The following is an 11,645-nucleotide window of genomic DNA, read 5'->3' on the forward strand; positions in this document are numbered from 1 at the left end:
TAGCATGTTTCAAAATAATCATGTGTTATAAAGATGGTATAAGTAATGAAACAAAGAATTAGATCGCAATGACTGAAACAGCTTTATCTCAATTAAAAAACTTCACTACAATTGTTGCAGACACAGGTGACTTAAACGCTATAAAAAAATTTAAGCCATTGGATGCTACCACTAACCCTTCACTCATCACGGCAGCAGCTTCATTCCCTGAAAACAAAGAACTGATTGAAGCTGCATTTGATCAAGCAAAGTCAGAGGGTTATCAGTCAGATGAGTTAATCGATAGAACAATTGATATCCTGACTGTCAAATTAGGTGTGGAAATTCTAAAAGTAGTTGAAGGTCGAGTATCAACAGAAGTTGATGCAGCACTTTCATACGATACAGCCGCGACAATTGCTAAAGCTAAAGAATTACTCGCTCTCTATGCGACGTATGGTGTTGATCAAAACCGAATTTTAATTAAAATCGCCTCAACATGGGAAGGTATTCAAGCTGCTAAGGTTCTTGAAGCAGAAGGCATTCATTGCAACTTAACTTTGTTGTTTGGCTTACATCAAGCAAAAGCATGTGCGGATGCTCAGGTCACATTAATTTCACCATTTGTAGGTCGTATTCTCGATTGGTATAAAAAAGCTGAAAATGTGGATCACTATCCAATTGAACAAGATCCTGGTGTGCAATCCGTTAAACAAATTTACGAGTTCTACAAACAAAATCAGGTGAAAACTGAAGTTATGGGCGCAAGCTTTCGTAGCATAGAACAGGTTCTCGGACTTGCTGGATGCGACCTCTTAACTGTATCACCGAATTTACTTGACGAATTGGCTCAAGATCATCGCCAAGTTGAAGTTCAGTTAAATGCAAATGCACACAGCTCAAATATCGAATCACTTAGTCCAATCACTGAAATAGATTTTAAAGCGCAAATTCAGAAAGATCTTATGGCATCGCAATTATTGCAAGGCGGTATAGATGGCTTTATTAAGGCAAGAGATCAACTCAGCTCTCTGTTAAAACAATCATTTGGCATAGATGCTGATATAAAAGCTTAATTGCACCTATCCATCATTCTTTCAATCGAGCTCTTAGGAGCTCGATTATTTTTTAAGAGATAAATGAGTGTTTGGTATAACTGATCTTCCAACCTATTTAATAGGTACATTACTTATTATTTTATTACCTGGACCTAACTCGCTCTATGTCATGTCTATTGCGACTCGCTTTGGCATAAAAGTGGGCTATCAAGGTGCTTTCGGTATTTTGTGTGGAGATAGCATCCTTATTTTGCTAACTGTCTTAGGTGCCGCAACATTATTGCATCAATTTCCCTGGATTTTTTTCGCCCTAAAAATTATTGGTGCTTTATATCTTAGTTATTTAGGTATCCGTTTAATATATGCAGCCTATTTAACTTGGAAACGTCCAAGTAAAGATCAAGCTAATGTTTCTATTGTACAAAAACAAGAAAAATTTCATCCTTTTCGTACCGCATTACTCATTAGTCTGATTAACCCAAAGGCAATACTGTTCTTTTTATCGTTTTTTGTTCAATTTGTAGATCCAGCTTATCCTTATCCAGCCCAAAGCTTTTTAATGCTTGCTGTAATTTTACAATTAATGAGTATAGCCTACTTAAGTATGTTGATCTTTACAGGTATCAAAATTTCAAATTACTTCAACACGCATTATAAATTAGCAGCTGCTTCTGTTGCCGCTATTGGTATTTTATTTGGATTGTTTGGGATCAAACTTGCGACATCAACAATGTAATCTTAACTTCACAGAATCATTAGGGAAATAATATAAAAATGCTCATAGACGTGATAACAAGAATAAAAAAAGACTTAAGTCTACCTGCTGTTTTCGCTGGCTTTATTACATTTTTAATTGGCATTAGCGTTTCATCTGTACTGGTTATTCAAGCTGGACAAGTATTAGGTGCAAATCAAGCACAGATTAGCTCATGGTTTTGGGCACTGGGTTTGAGTATAGGATTATCAGGACTGATCTTAAGCTGGAAGTTTAAATATCCAGTTGCAACATCATGGTCAACAGCAGGACTAGCACTGATTATCGCTACAGGCTCAGGATACAATTTGAATGAGGCGATAGGGGCATTTTTAATATGCGGAATTATGACTGCTGTATTGGGCTTTTTTGGAATATTTCAAAGAATTCTTGAATTTTTACCGCAATCTCTTACAAGCGCCATGTTAGCTGGAGTGTTATTAAAATTTGGCATTTCATTATTTACGGTCATGCAAGACCAATTGATCTATGTTTTAATCTTGATCAGTACATATTTTATAAGTAAAAAAGCATTACCCCGTCACTCCATTGTCATTACATTGTTAGCTTGCATTATCGCCACACCTTTTTTCTTTGAATATACAGCAACCAAAATTCACTACGGAATGACGTATCCAGTATGGATTCAGCCTGAATTTCACTGGTCAAGTATTCTGGGTTTAGCTATTCCCCTCTTGATCATCAATATGGCTTCACAATATTTACCTGGTTTAGCAATGATCAGATCCTATGGTTACAAACCTCATGTCAACCAATTAGTAAGTTGGACAGGAATTGCTCAAGCAATATTCGCTCCGTTCGGGGCATTTTCAACCAATATCGCAGCAATTAGTGCAGCTGTGAGCCTTGATGAACAAGTTCATCAAGACCCTGCTAAACGCTATATTGCAGGTATGGCTTGTGGAGTGTTCTATATTTTTATGGGCATTTTTGCAGCGACACTAACGGGAATATTACTGTCATTCCCTAGAGAAATGATCACCACTTTGGCGGCGATCGCACTTTTTGCAACGATTGGACATAACATCAGTATCGCATTTAAAGAAGATTTAGATCGTGATGCTGCTTTAATCACTTTTTTAATGTCTGCATCTGGAGTTCAGTTTTTGGGCATTGGATCTGCTTTTTGGGGATTGGTTATTGGATTTATTATTTATCATTTGATGCGTATACAAATTAAAAAGCCTATTTAAAAAAATAGGCTTTTGGGAATTAAATTACAGGATATTCACCCGTACCTTCAGGCCAAGGTGTCAATAATTCATATCCTTCATCAGTCACAGCAACCATATGTTCCCATTGTGAAGACCAAGATTTATCTGCTGTAACTACTGTCCATCCGTCTTTTAATTCTTTAACTTTGGCTTTGCCTGCATTCACCATAGGCTCAATGGTAAACACCATTCCTTTTCTTAATACTAATCCCTGACCAGGCTGTCCGTAATGCAATACATTCGGTTGCTCATGGTAGGTTTTTCCAATACCGTGACCACAATATTCACGTACAATCGTAAAACCTTCGCGTTGCGCAACTTGTTGAATAGCATGACCCACGTCACCTAGTGTCGCGCCAGGTTTAACCGTTTTAATACCTGCAAGCATCGCTTCATAAGTCGTATCGACTAATTTTTTTGCTTCAGGTTTAATTGTACCTACATAGTACATTCGACTGGTATCACCAAAATAACCATCCTTGATGATTGCAACATCAATATTAATGATGTCTCCATCCTCTAAGATAATATTGGAAGCAGGGATACCATGACATACAACTTCATTTTTCGAAATACAGGTTGTTTTTGTATATCCGTAATAACCCACATTTGCTGGCGTCACCTTGAGTGTATTGACGATGTAATCATTACAGATATCATCAAGATACTCAGTACTCACACCTGGCTTCACATAATCACCAATCATTGCAAGCACTTGTGCCGCAAGCCGACCCGATATTCTTAGTTTTTCAATATCTTGTTCAGTTTTAATGGTGACAGCTGTTGCCTTCATGATGAACCCCTTTTTAATTCAGGATTCATTATAGGACTTTCATTTGTCGATCACAAACGCTATAGACTATCTGTAACTTAATCATTTTCGACTATTATTTAACCATTCAGTACATTATTTTATTTTGCGAATCAAGATCTATGCTCTGCTTGATTTCAATTCAATTAATAAATTTATTTTATTAGTTTTATAAATACATAGACTTAATTTAACTCATAATTTCCCATCCAATAAAATTATTCGCTTCTTGCTTTTTTACTATTCCATTCGATGGATGACCGCCCTCCCTATTTACTGACATTTGCTCTAAAATCGCTTTCTTTTTTCTTGAACCGATCTCCCTTATGACCAATTTGCGTACACGGGACATTATTGCCTTAGGTTTTATGACCTTTGCACTATTTATCGGTGCAGGCAATATTATCTTCCCACCTATTGTTGCTCAACAAGCGGGTGAACATGTTTGGTTAGCTGCTTTTGGCTTCTTAATTACTGCTGTTGGCCTTCCTGTTATCACGATCATTGCGCTATCGCGTGTTGAAGGCTCTATTCAACTTTTAAGCTCTCCACTGGGTAAGATTGCAAGTTTAATCTTAACCGTAGCATGCTATCTTGCTGTTGGACCACTTTTCGCGACACCTCGGACAGCTACAGTTTCTTTTGAAATTGGTTTTTCGAGTTATTTTGGAACGTCTTCATCGACCTTGTTGATCTACAGTGCAATTTATTTTGCATTTGTAACGTTAATCTCACTTTATCCGAATAAAATTTTGGATACTGTCGGCTATGTTTTATCTCCACTCAAAATTCTCTCTTTGATCATTTTAGGTGGTAGTGCCTTTTTAGTTTCTGCAGATTATATCCCTGCACCTATTGGAAACTATATCAATAGTCCTGTTTCAGAAGGATTTGTTAATGGTTATTTAACCATGGACACTTTAGGAGCTTTAGTATTTGGTATTGTCATTATTAATGCGATACGTTCACGTGGTGTAAATGATCAAAAATTAATTACCAAATATGCAGTGATCGCAAGTTTAATTTCAGGTATTGGCCTTACACTGGTTTACATTAGCCTATTTAAACTTGGACTGAGTAGTCACGAGGCTGCACCTAACGCTGCAAATGGTGCCATTATTCTCCATGGCTATGTTCAGCATGCCTTTGGTGACTTTGGCTCATATTTTCTAGGGGCGATGATTTTTATCGCATGCATGGTTACGGCAATTGGTTTGACTTGTGCATGTGCAGAATATTTCTCACAAATCACGAAGATTACTTACAAAAAATGGGTTTTCATTCTTGTTGGTTTCTCATTTGTCATTTCCAACTTAGGTTTAACCAAGTTAATCGCCTTCTCTGTACCTGTATTAAGTGCAATCTACCCACCAGCGATTGTGGTGATCATGATGGGATTTATGTGGAAGTTCTTTAATTCCGCTCCACGCGTCATTGCGCCTGTTACAGCGGTTGCTTTCATATTCGGTATTATTGATGGACTTAAGGTTGCAGAATTAGATCATTTCTTGCCAGCATTTATGAACAATCTACCATTGGCTGAACAAAATTTAGCATGGTTGATTCCTTCTTTAGTTGTATTTGTCATTGTCTACACACTGGATAGACTGAAGAAGTAAATTCAGGTGATTTATCAATAAATATTGTTTTACCCAAGCCGTATTTGTTCTGTAATCAATAATTGTCTCGTTTATCCAACAGACTATTATTGCTTACCCACCTTAACTTTGACCTCATCAGTCAGATTTGGAATGACTTTTGCTACTATTTATTTGTTTTGCAAGATGCTAAAAAGTAAATAGATTAAAGAATTACAAGAAACTCTATTCATCTCATCACGATTTATCGAAATAATTCTAGCATTTAGCTCAAATAATATTTTAACTTCAAATATTTCGACTTTTGTCATATTAATGTCATAATTTATTTACATAATAGAGTGTTAAAAACTTGCTTTATTCTTCAATCCCCTGTACAAGTATGTAAACAAAGTCGACTAAATCATTCAGATTTGTCATGAATTATCAGGAGGGATGGAGATGTTATCATTACATTTCAACAAGCAAGTCTTCATTAATACTCTTAAAGCGAACAACAATGCTGTCGTTTTTTTAAGCACAATGTTTGCTCTCATGCTGACACTTGTTGTGCAAGGTACAATTCAAGGCACGTTGAAGCTTGAATATTTTGCTTATGCACTTGCTGCGACGCTAGCATTTTACGTGTGGGCCTTTATTGACACGAAATATCGTACTCAAAAGCTTTCTGATCAAGAAGCACATTTAGACTAAGAGATGGATGCCAAAGCATCCATCTTAAAGTCAATGTCATCATTCAAATCACACTATCAAAATAACAAATTTTTCAATTCTGCGCTTCTACTGATTTACTTAGAATAACCCAATATACAAACCATAAAGCAAACCTAAGGTCGCCCCAACCTCACCTACGACCAATAGTACCATCGCACCTCTCATGAGCAATTTTGGTAATTCAATACGCCCTAATTGATGTGGTTCTTTGAACTGATTTGTCGTATCTTTCAATAAGCCATGCAAAATATAACTTAAAATTGAGAATGCAAAAAAGAAAATATTAATCAAAATAAAGAGCAAATTGATTGATTCATTCAATGCTGAAAAATATGCCATAACCGCTAGAATTAACGTTGCAGGTGCATATAGCAAACTACTTCTATGCGCAATATCAACATAATAATGTGCTCGAGCTTGTTTAGATAAGCTGATTTGCACATACTTCCAAACGCCAGTAAGCATACCGGTCAATAAAAAAATACCACTAAAAAATATAGCGAGTCGTACCGATAATTCCATTTGATCAACCATGATCTTACATTCCTTCGCTAGAATACACATTGCAATATGTATAGCATCTTATCTCATATTTCAAATTATGACTTGGCTATATACATGCTTTATATAGAGATTTAAGCCAAAAAAAAGCTCCTTTACGGAGCTTTTTTTTATCAGACACTAAAGCGTAATTTTAACGGTTTTAATTCGATTATCTTCCATTTCTAGAATTTCAAAATTAACCCCTTGATGTTCGATCACCATACCAACATCAACCGCCCCACTCGTTTTATCTAAAATTAGTCCTGCAACACTGAAATAACCAGAGTCTTCTTGCACCAGAACTAAATCTAAAATATCAAGAGCCAGCTCTAATTGATATAGATCCAACATACCAGATGCCTTCCAAGTGGTATCGTCGATTTTGACCAATTCAAGCTGTTCATCAGCATCTGGGAATTCACCAGCAATTGCTTCAAAAACATCCAACGGTGAAATTAAACCTTGAATATTGCCATATTCATTTGTAACAAGTACCAATGAACCTTTTGAAGTTCTTAATGTATTAATTGCATCAATCACTTTCATTTTTTCATAAATGAAAATAGGACGCACACGTTTCATCAAATCTTTCAGTTGATCTGGATCATCTAATGCATCAATCAATTCTTTTGCACGTACAATCGTGATGACTTTATCTAATTGTCCACGGCAAACAGGGAAAAGACTATGAGGTACAGCTAAAACCTGTTCGCGAATTGCTTCGGCATCGTCTTCAATATTTACCCAAGAAATTTGATTTCGAGGTGTCATAATTGAAGCAACTGAACGTTCAGCAAGTGATAGCACACCACCAACCATATAACGTTCTTCATCACCAAAAGCTTGTTGAATTTCTTCAACTTCTTTGGATGTTGCAATATCGGCATCCAATTTACTGCCCATCAATTTCAAAATTGAATCTGCAGTTCGATGACGTAATGGGATCTTCGCTTGATTTTTTTCAAGATTACGATTCGAAAATTGATTGAATGCTTCAATTAGAATTGCAACACCAATACCTGAATAAATATAACCTTTAGGGATATGGAATCCAAAACCTTCAGCGATTAAACTTACACCGATCAATAACAAGAAACTTAAACAAAGGATAACCACCGTAGGATGGCGGTTAACAAACGTAGTTAACGGTTTTGATGCAATTAACATAACAACCATAGCCACAATCATCGCAGCCATCATCACGTAAATATTATCTACCATACCAATCGCAGTGATCACTGAGTCGAGTGAAAATACCGCATCAAGCACGACGATCTGAGCCACAACTGCAGCAAAACCAGCGTATACGACATTGTTATTTGTTTTAATCTCGGGTTTACCCTCCATTTTTTCATGGAGTTCATTGACAGCCTTATACACAAGGAATAGACCACCAAATAGTAATATCAAATCTCGACCTGAGAATGTTTTTCCAAAAATTTCAATCAATGGTTGAGTTAAAGTCACTAACCACGAGATCGCAAAAAGTAGACCTAGACGCATTAATAATGCGAGGGATAAACCGATTACACGGGCTTTATCACGTTGTTCTGGAGGAAGTTTTTCTGCAAGTATCGCAATAAATACTAAGTTATCAATACCTAAAACGATTTCAAGAATGATAAGGGTAATTAACCCTATCCAAATGCCAGGATCCAATAAAAATTCCATATTAGATCTCCTGGTTCTTATTATTTAAGATAATGTAAGAAGCTAAATTAGGCCAACACGGCGACGGGTCCATATATAAAGTTACCTTTTCAGAAATGATGAAACTATTATGCATAAGAATTTTATTTTGTAATTACTTTTTTTATGTTCAAAACAATTTTTTATGTAAATTTAGATCATATCTTTAGTCGTAATTGCCATCCTTGAATAGTCTTTGACATTTTCGACACAAAAAAAAATATCAGTGCCAAGTTATAGTTCCTCTATTTTTCAATAGAATTTGGTCAGCGTGGAATTGACATAAAGATATAATCACGAAGATCAGAAGAGCTGTATTTTTAGAATCTTCTGTTTTGATATATATAAAGATATTTAAAGATCATTGAAATATGTTTTATAAAACTGAAGCCTATAGGTATCATGCCTTTTGTCTGATTTAAGGTAAGCGCTTGAACATAAGTTGATTATTTGAACAAAGTTCTTTTAATATAGGTTATGCTTCATGTAATATTTAAATCAATAAAAACAATTAAGTTACACTGACAAGGACGTAGCGATGTCAAAAAAATATGCAAAATTTTTACCTTCATCTGAAAATTTTGAACTCGAAAATTTTCCATTCTATTGGATCACTCAAGTCCATTCTCAGTATGTACTGAATGTTGACCATGTGCTCAAAAAGTATGGCGTTGATAATTCTCGTCGACGTTTGCTTGTCGCATTGTCTACTAAGCCAGATGCAAGTGTTTCAGAACTCTCTGACATGATTGTGTCAAAAATGTCGACGACTACAAAAATCGTTTACCGTTTAAAAGATGAAGGAATGGTTGATACTTACTCGTGTGAAAACGATGCCCGTATTACACGTGTGGTACTAACACCAAAAGGTTTGGAAATGACAAAAAAAATTAATGACCTGATGAGTGTGGTTCTTGAACAAACATTTGAGGGATTAACTCCACTTCAAATTGAAAAACTAATGGAAAGCTTAAAGCATATTTTCAAAAATTTAGCGCATTAATTTTCCTAAACTTTAGATTAAAGCCCATCATCAAACATATTGAGTTGGGCTGTATTGTTCTGCCGTGGTTTTGGACAATAAAAACATTCAAATTCCTCTACTGGAAAGCCTTCAACAAAGTTCTGAATGTCGGGGGATTTTAAACTCAACCACTGATCTAATTTATGGTGCGGAATAACAATTACTGACCGTTTAACATCTCCAGGCTCATGAAATTCCCTCATCATTTCGTGATGAATAGCATCCATGGTAATCATCGTTGCTGAGCGATAAATGCTTTGATCAATTTTCGTGATTTCATATAACGCTGCGATAAAAAATGCCTGACCATCTTTTCTTCTCACACCCCATCGTTGCGGTCGTCCATTAATATATTTTGCTTCATAAAACTCAGTGACTGGAATTACACCAAATTTACATTTTTCAAATGCTTCTTGAAAACTTCTTTTTTCGCTTAATGTTTCATTGCGTGCATTATAGGTTTTCTTCGCTATTTCTGTATCAGTTGCCCATTTTGGTATAAAACCAAAATTAACTAACCTCCACTCGTAGCCATGATCAGATTTAAATAACAACGGGGTTTCGTAGCTTGGATAAACCTCTTCCACATATTCAAATGGAATATGTGGAAGTTCTAATGCTTGGATTTGATGCGCTTGTATTGGCTTAAAGTTGGCACACATAGCATAATTTTCAATACTATAAAAAACTTAGGCTATTATAGCCGATCCAATTCAGTTCATTATGATGATATTGGTACTGTCATCCAGTGTGTACGCGTGAATTCATCCATAATCCAATGCCCATTAAAGCGCCCTAATCCAGAGTTCTTTTCTCCACCGAATGGTGCATTAGCATGGTCCGCGACACTTATACCATTAATATGTGTCATTCCAATATCGAGTTTTGAAGCGATTTCTACTCCGCGCTCTATATCAGATGTACATACAGCACCAGATAAACCAAACGGTGTGTCATTGGCAATTTGAATTGCATGTACCTCATCATCTGCTCTGATGATCGGCAGAGTTGGTCCGAAGCTTTCCTCTTGAGCAATTGCATATGTCGGCAACACATCGATAAACACATGAGGTGAAACCAAATTATTTTCAATACCCCCAGCATAGACCAACTTAGCACCTTCTATTTGAGCCTGATCAATGATTCGTTGATGCTGCTTCACTTGTGTATTATTGATAATAGGCCCTATGAGCATCTCATCAAGATTAGGATCACCCACAGGAATATCTTTTACTTTGTTTAAAAGCTTTTCAACATATTCATTGTGAATCGATTGATCTACGATGACACGATTAGTGCTCATACAGATTTGGCCTTGGTGAAGGAAGCGCCCCTTGATCGTCAAATCGACTGCCAAATCTAAATCTGCATCTTTAAGAATTAATAATGGCGCATTCCCCCCAAGCTCTAAAGCAAGTCGTTTGATTCTAGAGCTGGCCATCGCTTTAGCACCAACATTTTTTCCTACTTCTGTAGAACCAGTGAATGAAATCATCTTCGGAATAGGATGCTCGACAAAATAATCCCCTATTTCACTACCACTACCCACAATGACATTCAGTACACCAGCGGGCACACCCGCCTCTTCAAACAATTTCCCTAATAATGTTCCACCTGTAACAGGTGTGTCACTCGCAGGTTTAAGTACCACTGTATTTCCACATGCGATTGCGCAAACAACCGATCGCATTGACAAATGAAATGGAAAATTCCAAGGGCTAATGACAGCAATAACACCCAACGCTTTGCGTTGATAAAAACTTTTTCTCGCAGGATCTTTACTTTCTAGCTGAACAGTTTGGATTTGATCAGGAAAAGTGAATGATTCTGAGATAATACCAAGCGCAGCACCCACTTCAATATTTGCTTTGAGACGCGTACTTCCAGACTCGGTAATCAGCCAATCTATAATTTCGTCTTTACGTAATTGTATAATGTCATGCAGCTTCTGAATGATTTTCTTGCGATCTACAGCAGAGGTAATTAAGCCAAGATCAAATGCTTGTTGTGCTGCAGAAAAAGCGAGATCAACATCAGACTGATTCGCCGCTTGAATTTGGTGTATTTCTTTTAAATCAAATGGATTTAAATTTTGTACGACACGCTCTGAAGAGCCTTTTAACCAAGAACCGTTAATAAACTGTTGATTTAAATTTGAATATTGCGTCATTTTATGTCCCTCTACATGCCACTTTTTACCCAATGGTCAACTATTTTACACAATCGTAAAAAAAGCCTCC

At 36.4% G+C, this 11,645-nt stretch carries 11 protein-coding genes; 6 read left to right on the forward strand and 5 right to left on the reverse strand.

Annotated elements, in window-relative coordinates; translation table 11 throughout:
* Positions 1–68 precede the first annotated feature (68 nt).
* The 3 genes from tal to AC1M9K_RS11115 all read left to right on the forward strand — a co-directional run bounded on the left by tal (position 69) and on the right by AC1M9K_RS11115 (position 3,005).
* Positions 69–1,055, forward strand: a complete 987-nt coding sequence (gene tal, locus AC1M9K_RS11105) for a transaldolase (protein ID WP_481587645.1) — start codon at positions 69–71, stop codon at positions 1,053–1,055.
* A 67-nt stretch (positions 1,056–1,122) separates the two neighbouring features.
* Entirely contained in the window at positions 1,123–1,773 is a 651-nt protein-coding gene (leuE, locus tag AC1M9K_RS11110; protein ID WP_481587646.1) for a leucine efflux protein LeuE, read from the forward strand.
* Between the two features lie 53 nt (positions 1,774–1,826).
* Positions 1,827–3,005: a benzoate/H(+) symporter BenE family transporter gene (locus tag AC1M9K_RS11115; protein ID WP_481589341.1), complete on the forward strand. Its 1,179-nt coding sequence runs from the start codon at positions 1,827–1,829 to the stop codon at positions 3,003–3,005.
* 19 nt (positions 3,006–3,024) lie between these two features.
* On the opposite strand, the gene map is transcribed toward AC1M9K_RS11115, so the two are convergent.
* Positions 3,025–3,819 (reverse strand): type I methionyl aminopeptidase, encoded by a 795-nt coding sequence (gene map / locus AC1M9K_RS11120; protein ID WP_092767779.1) that lies wholly within the window; start codon positions 3,817–3,819, stop codon positions 3,025–3,027.
* A 344-nt stretch (positions 3,820–4,163) separates the two neighbouring features.
* Between map and brnQ the strand changes: the two genes are divergently transcribed.
* Entirely contained in the window at positions 4,164–5,456 is a 1,293-nt protein-coding gene (gene brnQ / locus AC1M9K_RS11125; protein WP_481589302.1) for a branched-chain amino acid transport system II carrier protein, read from the forward strand.
* A gap of 420 nt (positions 5,457–5,876) precedes the next feature.
* Positions 5,877–6,128 (forward strand): hypothetical protein, encoded by a 252-nt coding sequence (locus tag AC1M9K_RS11130; RefSeq protein ID WP_035266079.1) that lies wholly within the window; start codon positions 5,877–5,879, stop codon positions 6,126–6,128.
* A gap of 99 nt (positions 6,129–6,227) precedes the next feature.
* Here AC1M9K_RS11130 and AC1M9K_RS11135 read toward each other — a convergent pair whose 3' ends face one another.
* Together AC1M9K_RS11135 and AC1M9K_RS11140 are read right to left on the reverse strand one after the other, a co-directional pair.
* Positions 6,228–6,683, reverse strand: a complete 456-nt coding sequence (locus AC1M9K_RS11135; protein WP_257227597.1) for a hypothetical protein — start codon at positions 6,681–6,683, stop codon at positions 6,228–6,230.
* 147 nt (positions 6,684–6,830) lie between these two features.
* Complete coding sequence (locus tag AC1M9K_RS11140; protein ID WP_179999510.1) at positions 6,831–8,363, reverse strand: TerC family protein; 1,533 nt, start codon at positions 8,361–8,363, stop codon at positions 6,831–6,833.
* A gap of 556 nt (positions 8,364–8,919) precedes the next feature.
* Here AC1M9K_RS11140 and AC1M9K_RS11145 point away from each other — a divergent pair.
* Positions 8,920–9,384 (forward strand): MarR family winged helix-turn-helix transcriptional regulator, encoded by a 465-nt coding sequence (locus tag AC1M9K_RS11145; protein WP_035266085.1) that lies wholly within the window; start codon positions 8,920–8,922, stop codon positions 9,382–9,384.
* 17 nt (positions 9,385–9,401) lie between these two features.
* Here AC1M9K_RS11145 and AC1M9K_RS11150 read toward each other — a convergent pair whose 3' ends face one another.
* A complete protein-coding gene (locus AC1M9K_RS11150; RefSeq protein WP_180028200.1) occupies positions 9,402–10,067 on the reverse strand; it encodes an SOS response-associated peptidase in 666 nt (221 codons plus the stop codon).
* Between the two features lie 59 nt (positions 10,068–10,126).
* The gene (locus tag AC1M9K_RS11155; RefSeq protein ID WP_481589303.1) at positions 10,127–11,575 is read right to left on the reverse strand and encodes an aldehyde dehydrogenase family protein; all 1,449 of its coding nucleotides are present in this window, start codon (positions 11,573–11,575) and stop codon (positions 10,127–10,129) included.
* Positions 11,576–11,645 lie beyond the last annotated feature (70 nt).

The organism is Acinetobacter sp. 24-47-67 (assembly GCF_056779735.1).

Excerpts from the sequence above, each read along its gene's own strand:
- tal (WP_481587645.1), top strand. The coding sequence starts at position 69 with ATGACTGAAACAGCTTTATCTCAATTAAAAAACTTCACTACAATTGTT.
- map (WP_092767779.1), bottom strand. The coding sequence starts at position 3,819 with ATGAAGGCAACAGCTGTCACCATTAAAACTGAACAAGATATTGAAAAA.
- brnQ (WP_481589302.1), top strand. The coding sequence starts at position 4,164 with ATGACCAATTTGCGTACACGGGACATTATTGCCTTAGGTTTTATGACC.
- AC1M9K_RS11130 (WP_035266079.1), top strand. The coding sequence starts at position 5,877 with ATGTTATCATTACATTTCAACAAGCAAGTCTTCATTAATACTCTTAAA.
- AC1M9K_RS11135 (WP_257227597.1), bottom strand. The coding sequence starts at position 6,683 with ATGGTTGATCAAATGGAATTATCGGTACGACTCGCTATATTTTTTAGT.
- AC1M9K_RS11140 (WP_179999510.1), bottom strand. The coding sequence starts at position 8,363 with ATGGAATTTTTATTGGATCCTGGCATTTGGATAGGGTTAATTACCCTT.
- AC1M9K_RS11145 (WP_035266085.1), top strand. The coding sequence starts at position 8,920 with ATGTCAAAAAAATATGCAAAATTTTTACCTTCATCTGAAAATTTTGAA.
- AC1M9K_RS11150 (WP_180028200.1), bottom strand. The coding sequence starts at position 10,067 with ATGTGTGCCAACTTTAAGCCAATACAAGCGCATCAAATCCAAGCATTA.
- AC1M9K_RS11155 (WP_481589303.1), bottom strand. The coding sequence starts at position 11,575 with ATGACGCAATATTCAAATTTAAATCAACAGTTTATTAACGGTTCTTGG.